This window comes from Bacteroidota bacterium (genome assembly GCA_030017895.1).
Classification (GTDB): Bacteria; Bacteroidota; Ignavibacteria; order UBA10030; family BY39; genus JASEGV01.
The window spans coordinates 42,273-65,766 of sequence record JASEGV010000005.1; the positions used below are offsets into that span (position 1 = coordinate 42,273).

Here is a 23,494-nt window from a genome sequence, read left to right on the forward strand (position 1 = left end):
TAGTAATTATCGTATGAGTATCATTTTTTGTACTACTGAATATTTATCTGTGTTCATTTTAATAAAATATACACCGCTTGGAACATTTTGCGAATTCATATCTTTGCTATGCCATTCAACACTATAAGTTCCAGAAACAAAATAGTTATCAGTTAAAGTTGTTATACATTCGCCTAAAGTGTTATAGATTATAAGTGCTGCACGGGTTGAATTTTTAATTGAAAATCTGATATTCGTTGACGGATTAAACGGATTTGGATAATTCTGATATAACACAAAATCATCAGGAATTTGATTGCTCTCGATTTTCACATTAAGCGGACGAGCACCCCATTTAGTCAGCGATAAAGTTTTTACAGCTTCGTTCGTTATCTGAACCGAATTATCTAAATCCATTCTAACATTCACGGTAAAGCCACCGATTTCGTCTCGTAATTTAATGCTATCGCATACATTTTTAAGGAAAGCATTATTCCATCTGATAGTAACCGGATAAGTTCCTATGCCTGTCTGGAAACTAACTCTGTAAGTATCAATCTGTGTAAAACTTGTAAATGGGATATAATTCAAGCGTATCCCTTCTCCGAGGATCCCTGATCTTCGTGGTGGACTAACCCAACGCGCATCAAAATAACCGGGTTCTACAGGTGGAAGCATATACTCGCCTAATGCATTATCAATTCCGTGTGTAGCATTTGGATGAACACCGAAGCGGATCGTATCTCTTGCAATTCCGGTTTCAAAGACTACAAACGAGGTAAGCCAGCTTGCCGATTCATCGCCATAAGTTTTGAAACTCCACACCTGCGACCATCCGCTGATTCCCCCCTTATTTTTTGCTTTAACTCTCCAAAAATATCTTGTCTGCTCTGATAACAAACCTATTTTCCGTTCATTAGTTGTAATAGTAGTATCTAACAAAACACGATTTGCTAGCGAAAATATTGAATCACGTGCCACTTCTAAAAAATAGAACTCAGCATTCAATGCAGGTTCCCATTGTAAGGTTGGACGGAGCGAAATATTCGGAGCTTTATCCCTCGGTTCTTTCAATATAACTGAATCAGGAATTGGGAAACCTACGGTAGTAAAATTAAATGTATTTGAATAATCGCCGTAACCTGTTCGATTCCAGCTTCTAACGCGCCAGTAATATTTTTTTTCTAACCCTAATGGACCAATTTGTTTAGAAAGCCCAGAATAACTGCTATCTTCAAATAATGGTTCTGCAAAAGTAATAACTGTATCTATCTGATAATGATAACCCACACCCCGAATTGACGAACTCCATTGAACTGTAGGATTTGCAATTACATTAATTTGATTGTTTAAGGGCGATATCAATGTAACTATTTCGGGAGGAGTCAATACTGTTTTAAAATTCCAAACACTTGAATATTGTCCGGTGCCTACATAATTTTTAGCTCTAACACGCCAATAATACTGGATGTATGATATAAGTGTCGGAATTTGTTCAGATGTATCGACCAGATTTGTATTTGTATAAATTTTATTTGTGAAATTATTATCGAGTGCGACTTCAAGTTCATATTGTGAAGCATATTGAGTAGAATTCCATGTTAAAGTCGGCGAAAGTAATGCACTTGTATCGTTATTACCAGGAGCTACCAGTATTGTGGTCGATGGAACAGGAATCCGTGTTCGGAACCTCCATACAGCGCTGTTAGTAATGCCTGAATCGTTCTTTGCACGAACACGCCAGAAATATGTTGTTAAGGGAGATAAATTAATTGTTCGTGTTGTATCTGTAATTGTTGAATCCTGGAATATGATAGATGTAATATTTGTATCGCTCGATATTTGTAAATGATATTGTACTGCATCAAGAGTTTGTCGCCACCTGAAATTTGTAACAGGTGCAATACCCGTGTCCCGATGTGCTGGCAGTACCAGTTCAGGGACGGCAGGTTTATATAAACGTAAACCAAACGTCCTGCTGCTGGAAAATATTCCATATTCTCCATCGGCAAAGCAACGAACCCGCCAAAAATATGTACGTCCGCTGGGGATGAGGCTGATTTGCCTGAATGTATCGATTATTGCAGTATCGTTAATAACCACCTGCGTAAAGTTAACATCATTTGCTATTTGCAAATGGTAACGTGGTATAGCCACAGGTTTTCGCCATCTAAAATTAATTGGACGCGGTAAATTATTTGCAATTGAATCAGGAGAAACAAGAGTTGGTACAGGTAATGGCGGTGTAATAAAACTGTTTGTGTTCGAGAATGGTCCATATCCATACTGGTTGCGTGCACGCACTCTCCAATAGTGTTTCTTATTGTAATTATGCAGTACTACCTGTTTTATTACTTGATAGTTTTTTGTAGAATCATCAATAAGGGTGCTTGTAAAATTTTCATCCAATGCAATTTGATAATTATACGAAATTGCACTTTGTACGAAACTCCATATAAGTTCAGGCGTTACAACTTTTAAAACTGAATCCTTAACGGGAGTATAGGTAAGAGCTTTTAAAGGCGGTAGTGCGGGATACGGTTTCGAACCATATTTTATTATTCTCATCAAATTTAATTCAGGATCGGATAGAACCACAAATGTTGTTGTATCCATACGCCTTCGAGCTTCAGTAGGTGTTGTAATTTTTATACTATCGCACACTAAGTTTATTCCTACGGGCCAATAAAATTTAATTGGGTGGCCTTCAGCATTTTCTAGCGTACTACGATAATTAACTATGAATGTGTCTATACGTTCAGGGATGGAATATGCTCTGATATCAGTTCTTAGCCCATTACCAAAACAACCTCCAAGACCACTCCTGCTATCCTTCAATCGCAAATCAAAATCAACCGGATCCGGAGGTGGAGGTGGTAACTCTTCCTCTATCAGTCTAGTACCATCGTCAAAGTTTAACATTATTCCCACATCAATACAATAAGTGGCATTTGGATGAACACCGGTAAATAATTTTTCGCGGACGCCAGTGGCAACCTCTGCCCGATAAGGGATTATGAAATTGGTTTGTGCCGCTGCAATAAAACTTACTGCAAACAGCAGCAAACCAATTACAAAATATTTATGATTTTTATTCTGCACTAATTGTAGATAGGATTTTTAGAACCAATTACTTTATTAAAACTGCTTTCTTAACACTATTGAATATTTCGCCATTCTGGTTAACAGTATTCATTTGAATATAATAGATACCATTAGCATAATTAGTAGCATCCCATTTGACAGAATAGTTACCGGCATTCATTTGTTCGCTTACTAAAGTATTCACGCGCTGACCAAGTACATTGTAAACATTAATTTTTACATTCGATGTATTTTTAATTGAAAACAAAATATCTGTCGATGGATTGAATGGATTTGGATAATTTTGTTCTAATTTGAAGTCATTGGGCAAGCCGCCTATTTCTTCTACATTTAAGGTAGTTTGTGTAAAAATAGTTAATCTTACTAAATCTGGATCATCGAGAAGGAAAGATGTTTGGCTTAACATATCTACTTGATCTAAATCTTCAGTTCCAAATTCTTTCATGGTCAAAGACGTTATAGATGGTTCAGTTATTGGTTCCCAAGTAACAGTAATGGGCCATACCGCTTTTTGACCATCGTTAAAGACTAATCTAAAAGTATCTCGTATAGATTGGCTTAAAGTCCATTTTCGGATGTCGTAAGGTTTCACACCGGGACCGTACATTCCTCCTGATGGAAAACAATCATCAGTTAAACCCGTCGTTCTAAACCTGCCCAAAATAATGTGGAAATCAGGCGGGGCTGGAGGACCTTCTTGTTCGCCTAAAGCAGCATCTAAACAGTGTGTGGCATTCACGTGCCAGCCTAATGTAGCTGTATGAACAGCCGCGGGTGTATTTGAATCCGTAACCGTAAGTAATATTTTATATTCCTGAGAATATAATTTTGCTACAAAAAGAACCATCAAAATCGCCGCACTTATAACTTTTAATTTCATTTAATTTTTCCTTATAGATTATTTATTATTAATTTTTATTAACTGACTGAAGTTACGCAGAATTGACTTTTTGTCATGTTGAGCGAAGCGAAACATCTAAAAATAGCCTGAATTTGAGGTTTCAGATTCTTCTCCCGCTCTACGAGCGGGATCAGAATGACTCTTTTGCGTATCTTCAGTTACTTATTTCTAATTAGCTGTTCGCCCCGCCAGCAAGACGGAGCGAACAATTTTATTTCGCGTAGTAGAGACGACTCGTCGAGTCGTCTCTACCGTGAATTGAAACTACTTCATCAAGACCATCTTCTTGATTTGCGAGAATTTAGCTGCATTCTCGCCTACACCATCGGCAGTAATTTGATAGAAGTAAATACCGGACGATAAATTGCCGGCTTCAAATTCTACATCATTACGACCTTCGGTAAAGAGTTCGCGGTTAGCTAAAGTTGCAACTTCCTGACCAAGAACGTTGTAAACCTTCAAGGTTACTATTGCATCTTCAGGTAATATGAACTGAATTGTAGTCGATGGGTTGAATGGGTTCGGATAGTTTTGAGCTAACTCAAATATATCCGGTACTTGACTGTAATTGCTTTCGTCCGAAAGGTTGACTGAAATTAGTCCACTCGAACGTAAAACTGTAACATCCTTTAGGAAGTTTACGCCAGTAAGTACAGTCTTTGCCGCAAAACTTGCAGAATCAAAACTGCTGGAAGCAAATGCGGTATTGATTTCACGAATTGCATTATAGTAATCAAGTGCATCACCAAGTTTTGATGTCATTGCAGCACTTGCTTCGGCAGCAAGTACTTCAACCGTCTTACCTTGATGTCCAACAACTGAACCTTGGTAAATTAAATCACCAAAGCCAGGTTCTGTATGACCTTTGTAACTTGCAGCAATACCTAACTTTAAAGCTACAATTTCTGCAAACAACTTGTTATTGTGCTTTGATGGTGGTAACGATTTTTGTCCTTTTAAGAACAACTTCGTGCCCAAGTTAACAAAGAATCCAGGATCACCATCGTGAATACCGGTTTTATCCCTTAACGATTTTTGTACATCGCCCGGTTTTGCCATAAGTACCCAACCGGTTGTTTTGGGATCGCCAACAGTACCAACGAGTAAGCCACCATCGGCTGCGAAACCGCCACCCGCATAAACTTCGTTAATGAGGTTTGCATAAGTTGGTGCCGGTAATTCTAAATATTCAGTTGTTGGTAGAAGATTGATAGCATGAGCTGGTTTGGGAATTGTTGCACCAAACCATGCCTTCTTTATCTGTTGTGGTTTTCCTTTGGCGCTATAACCTGAAATTGTTATAGTTGCACCTGCGGCAACAGTGCCATTTGAGAAGTCGAACTTCTTCTTTGTGTCGCCTGCAACTGTAGTAAACGGAGCATATTCCATTGGACGGGTAGAATTAACATCGTTCTTGAATTGAATGTGTAATTCAGTAGCCTCTACTAATAAAGGATTCGTTAGTGTGAATTCCCAGTAACCGCCGATGTTCTTCTTCTTTGTAGCTTTCGGGAGTTTACCTTTAGTATCGAGAACAACTATATCCTCGTGCCTGAAGCTTCGATACTTGGTATTATCAGCAGTTGAACTTAATGCAAAGTCTCTTGTTGCAAAAGTTAAACCACTTGTATTTACATCGATCGAATAATTACCACTTGCAGGAGCAAGAATATATTTACCTTCCGGTGTTACTATTGTTTCTGTATATACATCTTTTTTGGCAAGGAAACTGTATAAACCACTGGCAGGAGTAGTAGTGGTCAAGTTATTAGCTGAGTTTACGCCGGTTAAATTAACAACAACTCCGTTAATACCCGGTTCGCCGAAATCGGCAACACCGTTACGGTTGAAGTCGCTAAATACTTTACCGCTAATGGCTGCCAATTTGAAGTTACCAAAATCTTTATCTACAACAGCTTGACCTGCACCGTCAATGGTTACAAGATAAGAAGGTGTAGCTGGTAATGTTTTTTCCCATCCTGGTTGTAGAACTTCGGTAATGGTATAGTCACCAAAAACTAAATTGGAGAAACTATAAATACCACCATCGCCGGTAACTACACTACCACTAATTGGACCTGCTAAATTAATTGTCCAGCCAGAAAGTCCTGGCTCACCGGTTTCTTTTATACCGTTTGCATTCAGATCTTCGAACTTCATACCTGAAATAGAAGCATTTGTAAAGTAGTTACCAAAGTCCATATCACCATACAGTCCGCCGCCACTTGTAACTTCGAATTCGTACGTCGGTGGTAAAGTTGTAGGATATGTTTGTATCCATCCTGCTACTTCATTTTCGTAAACCGTATAGAAACTGGGAACGATGTTATCGGGAAATTCATATTTACCATCGGCATCTGTTAAAGCAACATAATGATAAGGAGCTAAGTTGATTTCCCAATCTGGGACACCGGGTTCGCCAGCATCTTTAACTCCATCGCGGTTTACATCTAAGAACTTCATACCTGCGAGGATTGCACCTTCGAGTATCTCGAAGTTATCGAATGCGACACCTTCATCAACTACGTAACCATCTGAACCGAAATTAAGTCTGAATCGTACATCACTCAAACCAGCCAATTCTGGTAGCGTGATTGTTACAATTCTCCAACCACCCGGATTTACCACTTCCGCACCCGACCAAGCTGGGGGTCCAAAAATAAGATCTTCGCCTTCAAGCATATTATACCAGTTGATAGCATTGTCTCTATATGCCCTCACCCAGTCAGTTCCATCTATTGAATATTCAAATATGGCGGCATCCCATTCGGGTTCAGTCTTGAATGCTAATGCGAATCGTACAATCGGATTAGATAAAGCGCTTAAATCCATAAATGGTGAATATACCGCCGCCGTCCAACTAACTACATAATTGGCATTTAAAGGACCAGTTACAAAGCTGTTTGGAGCTGAATACGCGCTGTTAATTGTTGCTTTTGCTGGTGTTCCTAACAACCAATTATCAGGACCAGGTGAAGTAGCAGCAGAAAGCCAACCACCTTGCACTAAGCCCGTTGCTGTTGCTTTGGGTGTTGCATCAAAATTGTTAAAATATCCACCAGAGGCATCTACATAAGGTATTACATACAATCCTCTTGTAATAGGTCCATCATTTCCTGGATTTTGATCTCCAAAATATTCAGTTGTTACTTCTATAACATACTCGCCCGCAGTCGGATGATTAAATGGAAAAGTTCTAAATGTATAATCAACCATACTAAATGGCGGAACATCTATTACATTTTCAACAACATTATACACTTCAACGAACCCGGCGGCATCAAGTATTTTTACTCGTACCGGAATTGTTAGTACGTTGGAGCCATTATTTTTGACTCTAACTTTTGGATAGGCATTAGCGTTAACTTTTATACCTTCGAGAGGTGGACCAAGTATGCTTACTGGATAAGCATCATAATCCCAAGGGATAGATATAAACGCATCGGCGCCAGCATCAACAGGTGTATAGTCTGCGCGTAACTGACCATCAATATCGTGTGTGATTGCCGGTGTTAAAGCAACGCCCATTTGATCGGCAGGAGATGCATCGCCTTGTAAAGTGCTAATGTGAGCAGATAACGGACTGACAAAAAGCGGGTTCTCACCATACTTACTGTTTGCATCAAAACCGGTTATGGTTTGCCAATCTGCGTACGAACCCACGTAAGCACCGCCACTAGGCCAAGGATTAGGAAATTGAGCGAAAGCGCCAGCATCAACTTGGTAGTATAAATTATGATTCGCTGTCATATCCAGCATGCCTGCGGCGCCTTCAGTGAACATTAGATATGTTCTTGTAAAAGCATCTGCGCGGATAGAAGAAAATATGTTATTCTTAAGTGTAATCTTGTCAGAATAAACTGTACCGCCGCCTGCCCAGTTACCATCGAAAATGAATGCAGTAACGCCGAATGTTTCGCCGGCTGCTAAGTTAAGGTTTAAAGTGTTGTGATAATATTCAACATCACTGCCGGTTCCATTAGGAGTGCCTGGCGGACCCGTCGGGTTATAAGTAACCCAGTTAAATCCACGACCTGGAGCTGCGGTGGCATAATTATGTATATCATAAAACATATTGTTGAAAATTTTCGCCGTAGTTTTTGGTGCAATACCGGTTCCAGCAGTGGTAACATTACCGATGAGTAAACATATCGGTCGAGCAGTACCGGATAGTGTAACGATGTTATGAAATTTGTTGTTTGATACAACAACATTTGCATTTCCGCCGCGAAGAGATACTGGTATCGGGTTGCCAACTATCTTTATACCGTAAAAATCGTTATTATCTATTAAAACATTATTAACGTTTTCCTGGAGACTAATACCTGTACATAAATGGTCTAGTACTTGAGTGCTGTTTAGTCCACCGAATATATTGTTAGTAAATGTATAATTATAATCTGCCGGCATTTCAGGAAGCTCTCCTGAACCAGCACCGCGGACATATGCTATAGCATTACCTTGCTTGAAATGGTTGTTATGATATGTGATATTAAATTGCGCTCCGAAAGCACCCATACCTAAATTATCGTTAGATATAAGACCCCAAGCGTTGGAAGTTGAACGGCGGTTGCCTTTTATTACCATATTTTTTACTGTAATATTATTGCAACCCCGGTACATGCCAAGTGGAGCTCTACCTTGAATATTAACACCAACGGTATCGCATTCAATAGTCCAACTCCTGTCATCACCGCCAGCATTAGACCCGTCTAATAATATACCCATGGCAGTACGGAAGTTGAATCCACCGGAAAGTCCCGTGTAACTTGTCGTACCAACACCGCCGGAAAATTTAAGAGTAAAAACATTACCGGGGGCGGGTTTGAATGTAACAAGGTTAGCCGGACCTTGCCCGACATAACCACCGATAGTTTGTCCCGTGTCGGTATAAGAGACATCAGTGAATAAGAAAGTAACTGGGGCGCTTACACCTTCGGCTTGTAATGCTGCGACTGCATTACGCAACATATCGAAGTTGTTAGGTTGTCCAGTGTTTAGCAATCCGATAGTATAAGTCCCGGCGAGGGCTACCTTGCCCACGCTTTGTGGTCTTACGTAATTATCGGAATGAGGGATAGATGAGTGTTGGGTTCCAACATCATCGCCAATAACTTCTCTTTGAAGTTGTTGAGATGACTTAGAATTTAACCCATCTTTGTTATCTACGGCGAACGCAAAAGTAGTGCACATCACTAAGATTGCGAACACAGTAAACAAATTAAGGAATCGAGTCATAAAATCCTCCTATAGTTTTTTGATTGTTTGTTGATTAATTGAAACATTGATTTAAGGTTTGTTTGTTTTGTTATGTATTTTTTGAATTAATATAATAAATCTGAGAACTCTTGGGTTGAGAAGAAATGTATTCCAGGCAATTACTCCTTTCAAATATTTTATTTGATTACTAAAAATAATTATTTAAAATTTCAATAGTTACAGAAACATCTTACTAATTTTGCGCGCTTACTACTTTGTTTTCGGGTATTATATTTTCTAAAGCAATCTAATACTTTTTTTAACAACAGTCAAGTGTTAAGTAAAATCTGATATAAATATAATGTTTTTTTAATAGAAGTCAAGTATTTTATTAAGAAAAATAAAAAAATATTTTGCTGAAAATTTGTTGTTTTTCGTGTTAAATTGAAACACTTATAAAACGTGCAAATTACACTGTTTTACTGAAGTTACGCAGAATTGACTTTTTGTCATGTTGAGCGAAGCGAAACATCTAAAAATAGTCTGAATTTGAGGTTTCAGATTCTTCTCCCGCTCTACGAGCGGGATCAGAATGACTCTTTTGCGTAACTTCAGCTGTTTTAAGTGTATTTCTAAAAAATATTATTTATTAACACTATTGCCGTCATTGCCTCGGCAACCGGAACGATTCGAGGGCAAATACACGGGTCGTGCCTGCCTTTTATCTGCAAGCTTCGCTTATTTCCCGCAACGTTCACAGTCGTTTGGGATTGAAAGATTGAGGAGGTCGGCTTAACGGCGATACGAAAAATAATTTCTTCGCCCGTAGTAATACCTCCTAAAACCCCACCCGCATAGTTGGTGCGAGTCCGCATCCGTTTTAGTTTTTTATCGAAAAAAAATTCATCATTGTTTTGGCTTCCATAAATTTCAGCCGCGTGAAAACCTGAACCGATTTCAAATCCTTTAACTGCAGGAATCGATAACATTGCCTTTGCAAGTTCAGCATCAAGTTTGTTGAACACCGGCTCGCCTATACCGGGCGAACAACCTTGAACGACAACTTCAACAATTCCACCAACCGAGTCGCCGGCTTTCATTACTTCTAAAATTTTCTTCTCCATTTTTTTAGCAGCATTAGCATCGGGGCAGCGAACTAAATTTTTTTCTATTTCAGCGTAGTCGATTTTTTTTGCTTCTATACCTGCAACCGATTTTGTGTATGCGATAATTTTTATTTTGTGCTGAGCTAATATTTTTTTAGCTATTGCACCTGCGGCAACACGACCGATAGTTTCTCTGCCCGATGCGCGTCCGCCGCCGCGGTAATCGTATATCCCGTATTTTGAATAGTACGAAAAATCGGCATGTCCTGGACGGAAGATGTTTTTGATATTTTCGTAATCTTCGGAACGCTTTTCCTTGTTCCAAACAATTATGCAAATCGGAGTGCCGAGTGTTTTGCCTTCGAAAACTCCGCTCAATATTTCAGCTTTATCTTCTTCCTGCCGCTGGGTTGTAATAGCGCTTTGTCCGGGTCGCCGGCGGTCAAGCTCTTTTTGAATATCTTCCAGCGATAATGCTAACTTCGATGGCACACCATCAACCACAACACCTACAGCTTTGCCGTGGCTTTCGCCGAATGTTGTAACTCTGAATTTTTCACCATAAGTATTACCTGACATAATCATGCCTTCTTAATCTGTGCTTATCCGTTTAATCTGTGTCCATTCGTGGTCCATTTATATCTGGTAAAATAGAACACTGATTGTTTTATCCATTTCATATTCATCAATTAAAGATAAAGTTTTTCAAATTCATACCAAAAAATCGGGAACGATTTTTTAACACAACCTGGATTTTTAATTCTGATATTCGGGATTTTTAAACCCGCAACTGCAAAACTCATAGCTATTCTGTGGTCGTTATAAGTATTTATCTCAGCACCAATATATTTTTCCTTCGGCACAATTTCAAGTCCGCCATCGAACTCTGTAACTTCAGCACCTAACTTCCGCAATTCTGTTGCCATTGCAAACAGCCGGTCTGATTCTTTATGACGTAAATGAGCAACGTTCTCAATATTAGTCTTCCCTTTTGCAAATAATGCAATTACTGCTAAAGTCGGAACCATATCGGGCATATCGTTCATATCAATTGTGAGACCTGATAGTTCCGAGCTACCAACGACTGTAATCCCCTCAACCCCGAAATAATCGGGGTGAACATCCTTAATTACTTTACATCCCATTTTTTGGAGGACTTCCAAAAAACCGGCATCACCTTGTTTGGATTGCGAATTTAAGTTTTGCACAGTAACTTTTCCACCAGTTACTGCTGCGGCTGCAAAGAAATAAGATGCCGATGAATAATCCCCCTCTATTATATATGTAGTGGGTTGGTATCGTTTTGTACTATTAATATAGTAACCGTTTGTTTTTTCTTGAACATCAGCACCAAATGATTGCATTACTTCGTATGTAATATCAAGATACGGCTTTGAAGCGATCTGACCGCTCAGCAGCAAATCGACATTGCTTGCCGCATAAGGGGCTATCAATAATATAGAAGAAACAAACTGGCTGCTTTTAGAAGCGTCGATGCGAACGGTTCCCCCCATTAATTTTCCACCATAAATTTTTACAGGCGGGTAGCCGTTGTTTGTTTCTGTTCTGATCCCAAGCTGTTCAAGTGCAGTAGTTAAATCACCAATCGGTCGTAAGTTCATCCGTTCGTCGCCATATATTATAGTAGAACCATCGGCTAATGCTGCAAAACCTGCAAGAAAGCGCATTGTTGTGCCTGCGTTTCCGACAAATAAATCTGAATCAGGCGCCTTAATTTTTCCTCCGGTACCTGTTACAATCAACTTGTTTCCAATTTCTTCGATGCCAACACCAAGTTTCCGCAACGCATCTATCATAAGCCGGCAGTCGTCGGCGGTTGAGAAATTCATTATTTCCGAAATACCATTTGCTAAAGCTGCAGCAATCAATGCCCGGTTTGTAATACTCTTTGATGTTGGAACATTAACCACAGCGTTCACTCTTTCTATTTTTGTCATATAACTGATTTAAAAAATTCTTGCTGCAATTTTGCCTGAGATTCAAATATTTTTGTCCCCGGAATAATCTGGCAGCCGGTTTCGGCAGCATCACGCAATAGTTTTGTAACCTTCGGAGTATAAACAAAATCGACGACTAACATTTTTTTATTTAACAGTGTTTTAGGAATTGGTGATGCGTCAGTATTCGGTACCATACCAACCGGAGTAGTATTAATTATTGCATCCATCTTCTTAATTTTTTGAATATCTTCGAGAGAACTGAATTCACATTTAAATTTTTTAGCAAGAATTTTAGCCTTCTTTAAATTCCTACCAAAGATATGAACATTACCGCCACATTTTTTAGCGGCATAAATAGCACTTCGGGCAGTGCCGCCGGTCCCTAACACAGCTACCGATTTACCGTTTAATAATTTTTCAAAAATCATTACAGCCGCTAACGCATCAGTATTATAACCGACAAAACCTTCTGTCGTCTTTATAATAGTATTCACAGAACCGGTGGCTTCCGCCTCATCAGACCGGTTTTTCAATAATTTAGCTGCTTCCTCTTTATGTGGAATTGTAATGCTTATACCTTGCAGATACTCTAAGTATGTTCTAAAAAAATTTCCGAAATCATCCGTTAAAAAGTTTACATACACTGCATTTAATTTATTCTTCTTGAAAAATTTATTGTGTATATAAATACCACGGCTATGCGAAACCGGATTCCCCGCCAATCCGAAAATTTTAGTTTGTTCATTTATTGATCTGTAGTTATAAACTTCCAATAATTTTTTTACAGGAATTTGTCCCGGTGCAGTTTCATCCCCCTCGCCGAGAGAGCAATATGTTATGCATCCGCCAAAGCGGGGCGCAAGTATTCGGCTGGTTTCACCCCGCTCTCCCATACAAAAGGCTGATAATTTTATATGCTCTTTTTTTGCTACTTTCAATAAACGAAATATTTGCAGATTTTCAGATATATTATTGGCGCAGGTTGCTATTTTGATGTATGAGGGGAATAAATTTTTAATACCAAGATATGGATGTAATACGCTTCTCCATACATTAGAAAAATTATGATACGACAAAATTATTTTCGTTTTATGAAGATAAGAGAATTTGATTATATCTAATACAATTTTTTTCTTCGATTTATATTCGATATCTATATATTCTGCCCCCAACTCAATTGCCTTATATAATAGAGCAATTCGTTTGTCTTCTGATATTCGACGAGTCGGGACAGACGGGCGGTTTGTGATAATTACACCAGGACGCGGCTGAGATAAGAGTTGCTCAATATCGAGATCAACTATATTTTCAACACGTATCTCAACAACGTCAGCTAATTTTCCCGCTTTTAACAAGAGTTCGCGGGCTTCTTTCATATTTTTGGGGGCTATGCTAACGCAAATCATAAAAGATTGTTATTCCTATGTATTAAAATGTTTTGCCACTAAAACACTAAAGCACGAAATTCTACCAAATTTATAAGACATATCGCTTAATACCTTGTCCAATATTAACAACATTAAAGTTGATTAAATAACCTAAACGTTTGTTAGTTAATTTCAAATGACTTAAAACTTGAGCTTCCCAAACAGGATTGATTAAATCCACTGCTTTAATTTCACAAATTATTTTATTCTCAACCAAAACATCCAATCGTAATCCCTCTTGAAATGTAATACCATCATAAACTATTGGGATATCCATTTGGCGCAAATATTCTAACCCCCTTTTTGTTAATTCGTGGCAAAAACAGATTTCATATACTTTTTCCAGTAATCCTGGTCCGAGTGTTTTATGAACAGTATAAGCAGCATCGACAATTTTTTTTCCAATGCTTTCTAATTCCTGAGGTAAGGTGTCAAAATCTTTTTTGTGATATTTTGTGTTTTGGTGATTTTGTGGCATATTATGTATTATAATCTTAATTTTGTTAAATAGTTACGTGCTATCAATAATGCTTCAACATCTTCGGCAGTAAGAGGTACATCTATCACTCCACTTCCGATTTTTTCTATTAGTGTGTATAAAATAATATCCTCAACTGCTTTTTTATCTGTTTGTGTTGCTTCGACATAATCGGGAACGCTATAATTTTTCGGTAGGTCTGTGGGTAACCCAAAATGTGTCAGCAACATTTTAAGTTTAACTACCGATTTGCGATTCAGAATTTTCAAACGAAAAGCCATTTCAGCTTCTGCAACCATTCCGATTGAAACAGCAGCACCGTGAGGAATTTTGTAATTGCTTAATTTTTCAAGTGCATGACCAATCGTATGCCCAAAATTCAAAATTCGTCTGTACGATTTTTCTTTTTCATCTTTGTTAACAACTTCAGCTTTTAATTCGCAGCAACGCTCGATAATATTCTTCAACAACTTTGTATCACGAGAAAGAATTTTTTTGTAATTCCGAACGAGTAGTTCAAACAATTTTACATCAAGCGATGCACCGTATTTAACAACTTCGGCTAACCCATTCCGGTACTCTTCATCGGATATTGTTTGCAATGTCGAAACATCTATATATACTGTATCGGGTTGGTAGAATGCGCCAATCAGGTTCTTCCCAAGCGGGTGGTTGAGCCCAACTTTACCCCCAACACTGCTATCGACCTGTGCAAGTAAGGTTGTTGGAATTTGGATGAACGGAACTCCTCTGAACAATGTTGCAGCTACAAAGCCGGCAATATCGCCGACAACTCCCCCACCGAGTGCAATAATTACTGAGTTTCTGTTAGCTCCTGATTTTATTAACTGATTTTCTAAATACTCTTTGGTCTTCCGTGTTTTTGATTTTTCACCAGCTTGAAATGTAAATACTTTTGAAGTAACACCTTGCCTTTTTAAAAAGTTATTAAAATTTCGTGCGTAAAGTTTTTCGACATTTGTATCAGTAATGATAAAACATTTCGATTTGGGAAATTTCTTAACAATATCGGCAGCCGCAAATGATAATGATCCGTCATCTGACGGACCGATATAAATATCGTACGACTTTTTGTTATTGTTTGAAATTTTTACTTTTACTTTTTCGTGCATATGTAATTTAAACTTGTAATAATAGAACACGGATACACACTGATTCAACGGAATCAGACGGATTGTTTTATCTGTGTTCGTTTCGAATTCTTTTTTTATCGTTAGTAACTGAAGTTACGCAGAATTGACTTTTTGTCAAAAAATAGCCTGAATTTGAGGTTTCAGATTCTTCTCCCGCTCTACGAGCGGGATCAGAATGACTCTTTTGCGTAACTTCAGTCATTAACTAACAGGTCGACAAAATAATCACCAACTTCGAGCCCTTCGTAATGCACTTTTATATGCTTTTGCTGCTCAACTCTCAACCCGTGTCGTAGTAATTCAATCTTAAGAGAGTTTTCGTAAACTTTATAAAATGCACCGATGATAATATTTGTTAATTCTTCATGTAACATATTTGTCCGTGTATATCCGTCTAATCCGCGTTCATCTGTGTCCTATGCACCAAACTATTTTTTGCAAATTCTAATTCTTCAACCGAACGTTTGAGCTTTTCGGCTGCCTCTTCATCGGTGTAACCTGCCTCTTTTCTCACCCATTCAAGTAAACGATGATTAACCAAGGCAGGAATTGATCGAGCCATAGCTTATTTTTTTATCTTGTGATATCAATTGAAATTTCAAATTAATATAGTTAATGTTTTAGTCTATTTCAACTAATAACATTCGACTATTTCATGTAATAATCCATTCAAAAATTATGAATCCCGTACTCTTCCATAATCTCCTTTGCCATCCGTTCAGCGACGCTCCAATCGTGCAACTTTTGATGTGCATCTTCTTCAAGGGATTTTCTGAGGTTTCTGACATAACGGTGATATTTTTTGAGTATCGACTCAACAACTTTGTCACTCTTGGGAATCTTCAATTGGTAAACATTTTCCTTTGCAAGAATCATGGCAAACTCTGCTATTGACTCGCCTTCGATTTGAAGTATTAGTTTTCCGCTCTCATCCTTAAGTTCGTAATGCCCCATAAAATGTTCGGAGTGAAGTTTCTTACCAGTAGTTGGATGTGTTTCGCACTCAACTTTTAAATAATTATCATCGTAGAAATCTTCGGGGAATTTTCTTATTCCATCCGACAAACAATCTTTTATCACGGAAGCTTTTACCTGATCGTATGATATTTTTACTTTTTCTTTCTGCTGCTTCTTGCGCATTTTCGGCAGCTCAAGCCGCTCATGCACCATTTCACACAAACCCTCGTAAATGCGGGGTAGATATTCTTCAACATTGAGACCTAAAGCTTTAAGCACAGCCGCATCTAATGCCTTGCGATCTTTTTGTTTGATTTCCTCGAATATTGGTTTGATCTTTCTTTTTTCTAATTTAGAAATATCGAATTTTACATCGGTATCTGGGATGAGCATGTTTTCAACGTCCTCCACAGTAAACTCCTTAGCATTGCCATTATTAACATCTCTACCGTATGCTTCAAGATGAAGAATGTTGAGAAAGGAGTTTAAGAAGACTAAAACACTCTCCTTATTAGGCTTGATGGAATAAAGACGCTTGTCTACTAAGAATCTTTCTTTATTATGAAACGCTAAGAATCTATTTCGAGGTGCTGCAAGATAAAGGATCTCATCATCAATAACATTATTGATACCATACCAATATTTTCTGCTTTGGACAGATTTAATTTTTGGAAAACTCACGTTTTGCTCGTTTGTCTGTGTCTCACCCCACTCAATATATCTTAACGCTCCAACATCTCCCTGTTTTTTTAACTTTTCTTTCGATTCGTTACAAACGAAAAGTAATACTGTCACCTCATTTGATTCAATTAGTATTTTTTTAAATTGCGACGAGTCTTTGATAATTCTTTTTAAATATTTTTGTTCAATTTCGCCTTCCCATCCCCGATCGTTGCGGCATTGTACTCTCATGTCATTCTGAGTCCCGTTGCTCTTCAGACGGGACGAAGAATCTTTCTTTTCTATAGAAGTGAGGCCCTTCGCTTCGCTCAGGGTGACAATGGATGTGAGATAGAAAAATTCATTGATACCTGTCTTAATTCCGAAACGCACATCGGCAATCTGCTTCAACGGCACAAGCTTATCTTTGCACTTTTCCAAAATCTCAAAGTAAACATCGGGCGCACGGAGATACTTTCCCCATTTTGCCAGATCTTCTTTCCCCTGAAGCTCGTGAATAATATCGGATTGCTTTACCATCCGTATGCGCATTTCATCTGTTTCCAAAGAAGAAATGACGTCGGAAACTTTTCGTACTTTCTTATCGTGCTCAGCCGATTCGATCATGCTTACAATGCCGTCAATCCTATCCCACCTTTTCTGCGACTCAAGCCGAAGGTCACGAAATGGAATAAGCTCTTCCAATTTCATTTTCAGCTTTACAAAATGGACGATGTTATCGCTTCTCGCTTGTGTATTCTCTTCACGCTCAAGAACCGTTACAATCGTATTTACTGCCGCATCTTCGAACCACGGCTCAGCCCACGATGCAATAATCATCTTGATTTTGAAGTGATCGAGGAAAAATTGTTTCATAACAGAGCCGTAAGAAACATCGAGCCACGAGTTTGATGTGATGATAGCGAATGCTCCATCCTTTGAGAGAAGCGTTGCAGTGTGAAGGAAAATGTAAGCGTAAATATCCGCCTGACCGGATAACTTTAACTCAACGTGTCCTTTTTCCACCCATCGCTGGATAGATTTTTTCTGTTCGGCCTCACTCAAACCACGTGCATTGGCGATGTCTTTCTCTTTTATACTTTTTAATTCGAAAAGCGAGGGGTAAGTAAGAAGGTATTCCTCTGCAAGTATTTTTGTTAAATCCTTTTTATATCCCTTTACTTTCTTTTCAATAAGTTCTTGGCGTATGTATGGGAAATTACCGACCAGCCCATGAAATTCAGGGATAGTCACGTCAATCTTGTCTTTGAAATATTTACCGGCGTGCGGTGGTGGAAACGGGAAGCTTTCCCCTTTACGAATTTCAAAAACATCCTTATGAACTACCCTTGGAAAATTATCGAAGTTTTTTACATCCTGCCTGAACAGATTAATCGTAGAAAGCTCAGCAGGGAATTTTCCGATATCGATTCCCCAGATTTGATTCAGTAACTGGTTGTGTGTTGCCCGATGTCCCGAAAGATAACGAAGCCGGTCGTACAGCCGGATTAAAAATGTTCCTGAGCCGCATGTCGGGTCTCCGTAAAATCCATCTTTGTCTTGAACGACAGTACCGATGATGAGATCAACCAAATCTTCCCGTGTAAAGTATTGTCCAAGATTGTGTCTTTGTTCAGGATCTACTATTTCCTCAAACAACTCACCAATAACATCTTCAGGCAAATCCCCAAAATGATAAACCCGCAGCTCAGAAAACAATTCACGAAGATACGGATAAGCGGAATTGGGAATGCCAAGCCCTTCAATCGGTCCATCCACGAAAACAGCTTGCCAATCTTTTTCGCTTGCTTTCGTGAATGCAACCTTGAGCAGACGATTTAAATCCCGCTCATCGGATTGGTGCAGCTCGGGTAAATCTTCAAAGTACCTGCTAACTGTAAGATAAAAGATGATTTTTGTTATCAACCCATAAACACGTTGGCGGGCTATAAGTTTGAAGAATTCACTATCCGAGGGATACGTTATGCCTTGCTTCGTAACGTACTCAGTGATCTTTGCTTTCTTTTTCTTATCACGGGATTCATCTTTGAAAAACTTTTCAAATTCAGGTATCAACTGTTGTGTTGAATTGCGAAGAAGATTTACAAAATAAACTTTCTCCGGCTGAAATCTCTCAAATGATCCGACATCATGAAGCCGTATAACCTCTGAACAAATGCGGCGAATGTATGCTTTTATTGTTGCCTGAATATCTCCACGCAGCCAGTCATTTATGTTTGTGAGAATAGGTGTCGGCTCAGAACCAAGCGGTTCAAGTTTATTTCCCTTTACCTTGAACGCGTTGAGTGATTGGAAATCCCAAGTGTAAGCATATTCCACTTTTAGCTGGACAGCTTTTTGTCTGAATGTTTCTAAATTTTCTCTTGCAGCAAAAGGTGGTTTTAGTTCTAAGTACGTGTAAGCATCACGCGCTTGAAGGTTTTTCCAGATTACGAGATCGCCAAAACGAGTTGTTGTTTCTGTGGGAATGCCGGGTTCATTCGTTGCTTCCGTGAAAGGAAAAGCATTTCGTTTGATATGCTCGTTGAACCATTCGGTAATCTTGCCGAGAAGTTCGCGTTCGTTTGTCTTTATTTTTCCCATTATGCCGGATATTGGATGAATAAAAGTTGGTTTGATGATTATTAAGTTAATAATAGGTTGCCAGAAAAGCAAAACCAATAAATTCTTTGAAACAAGCCAATTTTTCTTTAGATTTAATTGATGAAAACATCTAAGTCAGGCGAAAAGATTCAAAGAAGAAAGAACTCAACAAAGTACAAGAAGAACGACCGTATTCTTACCAAAAATCTTATCATCCGCGGCGCACGGGTTCACAATCTCAAAAACATTAATTTAGAACTCCCCCGCAACCAACTTATTGTATTTACAGGAGTTAGCGGTTCGGGGAAATCGAGTTTAGCTTTTGATACAATCTATGCCGAAGGACAGCGCCGTTTTGTCGAAAGTTTATCAGCTTATGCCCGCCAATTTCTTGAACGAATGGATAAACCCGACGTTGATTCTATCGAGGGATTGAGTCCGGCTATTGCAATCGAACAAATCACTTCCACACGTAATCCTCGATCGACAGTCGGTACAACCACTGAAATATATGACTATCTCCGACTTCTCTTTGCTCGAATCGGAAAAACCATTTGCCACAAATGTGGAAAATTCGTTCAACGCGACTCGGTTAAAACCGTACTCTCCAAATTAGAAACAGAGCTTGCTGATCTTTCCGAATCACGCCTTTATGTAATGTTCCCTTTGCAAACTCACACCAAAGCAAGTTTTAAGAAAGAAATCGAGAATATCAAGAAGCAGGGATTTATAAGAATCTTTTGTAAAAACGAGTTGATAGATTTAACAGAAATTTCCTCAACAAAACTTTGTACGAAGGAGTTAAACAAGAGCGATATATTTGTAGTAGTCGATAGAATAATTTTCAGAAAATCGGACGACACTACACGGCTTGCAGATTCGATTGAAACAGCATTTAATCTTGGAAATGGTAATCTGATTTTAAAAGTTCTTGAGAACGATAAAACTTTACGATTCAACCAGCATTTTAATTGTGCTGATTGCAGCATCGGGTATGAAGAACCTGACCCGCGTTTGTTTTCGTTTAACAATCCTTATGGGGCTTGCCCTGTTTGTCAAGGTTTTGGGAAATCGGTAGGGATAGATTTAGATTTGGTAATACCGAACAAATCGAAAACTATTCGTGATGGCGCCATTCAACCTTGGACTACACCCAAATGGAAAAAATATCTTGAAGATTTTATAATAATTGCTGACGATGCGGGTGTTCGTTTAGATGTTCCGTTTTATGATTTAACTAAAGAAGAAATCAACATCATACTAAATGGATGGGATGGTTTCGCCGGTCTTTACAAATTTTTTAAGTTCATCGAAAGCAAATCGTATAAAATACATTACAGATATTTTTTAAGTCGCTTCCGTGGTTATACTACCTGCCAGGATTGTAATGGTTCACGTGTAAGAAAAGAAGCATTAAACATTCGTATTGCAGATAAGACAATTTTCGATGTTGTGCGGATGACGCTTGATCAGGCGTTCGTTTTTTTTAATCCGTCGTTTGACGGACAATTAAGTGAATTCGATTTTAATATTGCCAGCAGAATATTAGAAGAACTGAAACGCCGCTTGAAATATCTTGTTGATGTTGGAATCGGATATCTCACACTCGACCGGTTATCGAACACTCTTTCGGGGGGCGAATCGCAACGGATTAATTTAGCTACATCTTTAGGTTCGTCGTTAATGGGTGCTATTTATGTTTTAGATGAACCGAGTATCGGATTGCACCCGCGTGATAACGACAAACTTATCGGGATTCTTAAATCGATACGAGATGTGGGCAATACCGTTATTGTAGTTGAACATGATTCAGATATGATGAAATCGGCAGATGTGATACTTGATTTAGGACCGGGGGCTGGCGAAAACGGCGGAAATGTAGTGTTTCAAGGGACTTACGATGAAATCAAAAGAGATTCAATGTCGCTTACCGGCAAGTATTTGAGCGGAAGGCTCGCTATTCCGCTCCCTAAAAATCGAAGATTTAATGAGACCAAAAACCTTATCATAAAAGGTGCATCAGCAAACAACCTGAAAAATGTGGATGTCGAAATTCCACTGAATAAATTTGTATGTATCACCGGCGTGAGTGGTTCCGGTAAAAGCACATTGGTAATGGATATACTTTATCCGGCTCTCAAGAATATCAAAGCGAACAGTAGCGTTAATTCAGAAAATTTTCTCTCCGAAAATCTCAAGCATCTGCAGGGAAGCCAATTTATAGACGGCGTTGAATTGGTTGACCAATCCCCGATTGGTCGAACGCCGCGCTCGAACCCTGTTACTTATATAAAAGTTTTTGATGCAATCCGAAATCTTTATGCAAACACGCAAGCTGCAAGAATCCGTGGATATACACCGGGAAGTTTTTCGTTCAACGTGGCTGCTGGCCGTTGCGATGCTTGCGAAGGAAGCGGTATCCAAGTTATCGAGATGCAGTTCCTTGCCGACTTGCAACTGACTTGCGATGTTTGTAAAGGAAAACGCTTTAAAAAAGAAATACTCGAAGTCAAATACCACAGTAAAAATATAAGCGATGTTTTGAACCTGACTGTCTCGGAAGCAATAACATTTTTCAGTTCCGATGTTTCAGCACGACGGATTGTCAAGCAATTACAGATTTTACTTGACGTAGGACTTGGATACATCCGGCTTGGGCAACAGGCAACAACACTATCGGGCGGTGAAGCACAACGAATAAAATTAGCCGCACACTTGTTAGCGCAGGATACAGGAGGTAGAAAACTTTTTATTTTCGATGAGCCGACAACAGGTTTACATTTCGATGATATTGCAAAACTTTTAAAATGCTTCGACGCCTTAATTATGGACGGACACTCAGTTCTCATCATCGAACATAATATGGATGTAATAAAATGCGCCGATTGGATAATTGATTTAGGTCCCGAAGCCGGTGAGGCAGGCGGTCGTGTTGTTGCGGTTGGAACTCCCGAAGAAGTTGCTTTAAATAAAAACTCACATACTGGAAAGTTTTTAAAAATAATTGATAGTATGCGGGAGTATTATTACCGAAACAAAAATTTACTCAGTTACTGAAGTTACGCAAAAGAGTCATTCTGATCCCGCTCGTAGAGCGGGAGAAGAATCTGAAACCTCAAATTCAGACTATTTTTTGACAAAAAGTCAATTCTGCGTAACTTCAGTCAGTTAATAAGAAAAAGTATAATGCCTTAATTCCACAATACCCCATCACTTAGTTCCTCTTCCTACCAATTATACTACCGAAGCAACTTGCTATTATATTCAAACATTCATATATTCGACTAATCAAATTTATTAGTCAAACAATTTCATAAATTAAATATGCCAGAAAATCAAGAAATTTCACAGGATTTAAAGAAAAATCAAATCCTCGCAGCCGCTAAACAGGTGTTTGGCAGGTTCGGATTTGCTAAAACCACACTCGATGATGTGGCAAATGCAGTCGGTATGAAAAAAGCTTCGCTCTACTATTACTACGACAGCAAGGAAGAACTTTTTAGGGATGTTGTAAAATCGGAGACGGATGAATTGGTAACAGAGTTGGAAAATAAAGTATTAACAATCACCGGTGTTCACGACCAATTAACCATTTTTATAAAAACTCGCATCAATTATTTTCAGAAATTAATTAACCTTCATAACCTAACAGTAAATTCTATTTTAGAATTCAGACCAATATCAGAACTGCTCTACCGCGAATTTTTTGAGAAACAAATTCTGATAGTTGTAAAAATTTTTTCGGATGGACTGCAGAGAGGTGAATTGAAAAATGTTGATACCCACAGAGCGGCGAATATATTCGTCTCGGCTATCGAATCAATCGCAACGAAAGTCCTTAGCAAAAGCAAGTCAACAAACGAAATAAATTATAAGTCTATCGAAAACGATTCGCTCTTCTTAACAGAGCTAATTATTAACGGACTTAAAAAATGAAATAAAGTTAATGGTTAATGGTTTGAT

At 38.6% G+C, this 23,494-nt stretch carries 13 protein-coding genes; 2 read left to right on the forward strand and 11 right to left on the reverse strand.

Translation table 11 applies throughout. The features are described from left to right. Positions 1-6: 6 nt before the first annotated feature. The 11 genes from QME58_02000 to QME58_02050 all read right to left on the reverse strand — a co-directional run bounded on the left by QME58_02000 (position 7) and on the right by QME58_02050 (position 19,531). Positions 7-3,081, reverse strand: coding sequence for a T9SS type A sorting domain-containing protein (locus QME58_02000; GenBank protein MDI6802603.1), 3,075 nt, complete (start codon positions 3,079-3,081; stop codon positions 7-9). Between the two features lie 28 nt (positions 3,082-3,109). Beyond that, positions 3,110-3,964, reverse strand: a complete 855-nt coding sequence (locus QME58_02005; protein ID MDI6802604.1) for a T9SS type A sorting domain-containing protein — start codon at positions 3,962-3,964, stop codon at positions 3,110-3,112. Positions 3,965-4,249: 285 nt separating this feature from the next. After that, complete coding sequence (locus tag QME58_02010) at positions 4,250-9,223, reverse strand: SdrD B-like domain-containing protein (protein MDI6802605.1); 4,974 nt, start codon at positions 9,221-9,223, stop codon at positions 4,250-4,252. Positions 9,224-9,816: 593 nt separating this feature from the next. Continuing rightward, positions 9,817-10,869 carry a chorismate synthase gene (gene aroC, locus QME58_02015; protein MDI6802606.1) on the reverse strand — a complete coding sequence of 351 codons (1,053 nt, stop codon included), beginning with the start codon at positions 10,867-10,869 and terminating at the stop codon, positions 9,817-9,819. Between the two features lie 110 nt (positions 10,870-10,979). After that, positions 10,980-12,248, reverse strand: coding sequence for a 3-phosphoshikimate 1-carboxyvinyltransferase (gene aroA, locus QME58_02020; protein ID MDI6802607.1), 1,269 nt, complete (start codon positions 12,246-12,248; stop codon positions 10,980-10,982). After that, positions 12,245-13,657, reverse strand: coding sequence for a type I 3-dehydroquinate dehydratase (locus tag QME58_02025; protein ID MDI6802608.1), 1,413 nt, complete (start codon positions 13,655-13,657; stop codon positions 12,245-12,247). The genes aroA and QME58_02025 overlap by 4 nt, the downstream gene beginning before the upstream one ends. Positions 13,658-13,727: 70 nt before the next feature. Further along, positions 13,728-14,156, reverse strand: a complete 429-nt coding sequence (locus QME58_02030) for a GxxExxY protein (protein MDI6802609.1) — start codon at positions 14,154-14,156, stop codon at positions 13,728-13,730. 8 nt (positions 14,157-14,164) lie between these two features. After that, positions 14,165-15,289, reverse strand: coding sequence for a 3-dehydroquinate synthase (gene aroB / locus QME58_02035; protein MDI6802610.1), 1,125 nt, complete (start codon positions 15,287-15,289; stop codon positions 14,165-14,167). Between the two features lie 215 nt (positions 15,290-15,504). Next, on the reverse strand, positions 15,505-15,684 hold the full coding sequence (locus tag QME58_02040; GenBank protein MDI6802611.1) for a GxxExxY protein: 180 nt from the start codon (positions 15,682-15,684) through the stop codon (positions 15,505-15,507). Between the two features lie 20 nt (positions 15,685-15,704). After that, positions 15,705-15,872, reverse strand: a complete 168-nt coding sequence (locus tag QME58_02045) for a hypothetical protein (GenBank protein ID MDI6802612.1) — start codon at positions 15,870-15,872, stop codon at positions 15,705-15,707. Between the two features lie 107 nt (positions 15,873-15,979). Next, positions 15,980-19,531, reverse strand: coding sequence for an N-6 DNA methylase (locus QME58_02050; GenBank protein MDI6802613.1), 3,552 nt, complete (start codon positions 19,529-19,531; stop codon positions 15,980-15,982). Positions 19,532-19,651: 120 nt separating this feature from the next. On the opposite strand from QME58_02050, the gene uvrA reads away from it, so the two are divergent. Both uvrA and QME58_02060 read left to right on the forward strand, forming a co-directional pair. Beyond that, positions 19,652-22,588 carry an excinuclease ABC subunit UvrA gene (gene uvrA / locus QME58_02055; GenBank protein MDI6802614.1) on the forward strand — a complete coding sequence of 979 codons (2,937 nt, stop codon included), beginning with the start codon at positions 19,652-19,654 and terminating at the stop codon, positions 22,586-22,588. A 267-nt stretch (positions 22,589-22,855) separates the two neighbouring features. Next, positions 22,856-23,467, forward strand: coding sequence for a TetR/AcrR family transcriptional regulator (locus QME58_02060; protein MDI6802615.1), 612 nt, complete (start codon positions 22,856-22,858; stop codon positions 23,465-23,467). The last annotated feature ends 27 nt before the right edge of the window (positions 23,468-23,494 follow it).

Coding starts and splice junctions, on each gene's coding strand:
- QME58_02005 (MDI6802604.1), bottom strand. CDS start 3,964: ATGAAATTAAAAGTTATAAGTGCGGCGATTTTGATGGTTCTTTTTGTA.
- QME58_02010 (MDI6802605.1), bottom strand. CDS start 9,223: ATGACTCGATTCCTTAATTTGTTTACTGTGTTCGCAATCTTAGTGATG.
- aroC (MDI6802606.1), bottom strand. CDS start 10,869: ATGTCAGGTAATACTTATGGTGAAAAATTCAGAGTTACAACATTCGGC.
- aroA (MDI6802607.1), bottom strand. CDS start 12,248: ATGACAAAAATAGAAAGAGTGAACGCTGTGGTTAATGTTCCAACATCA.
- QME58_02025 (MDI6802608.1), bottom strand. CDS start 13,657: ATGATTTGCGTTAGCATAGCCCCCAAAAATATGAAAGAAGCCCGCGAA.
- QME58_02030 (MDI6802609.1), bottom strand. CDS start 14,156: ATGCCACAAAATCACCAAAACACAAAATATCACAAAAAAGATTTTGAC.
- aroB (MDI6802610.1), bottom strand. CDS start 15,289: ATGCACGAAAAAGTAAAAGTAAAAATTTCAAACAATAACAAAAAGTCG.
- QME58_02040 (MDI6802611.1), bottom strand. CDS start 15,684: ATGTTACATGAAGAATTAACAAATATTATCATCGGTGCATTTTATAAA.
- QME58_02045 (MDI6802612.1), bottom strand. CDS start 15,872: ATGGCTCGATCAATTCCTGCCTTGGTTAATCATCGTTTACTTGAATGG.
- QME58_02050 (MDI6802613.1), bottom strand. CDS start 19,531: ATGGGAAAAATAAAGACAAACGAACGCGAACTTCTCGGCAAGATTACC.
- uvrA (MDI6802614.1), top strand. CDS start 19,652: ATGAAAACATCTAAGTCAGGCGAAAAGATTCAAAGAAGAAAGAACTCA.
- QME58_02060 (MDI6802615.1), top strand. CDS start 22,856: ATGCCAGAAAATCAAGAAATTTCACAGGATTTAAAGAAAAATCAAATC.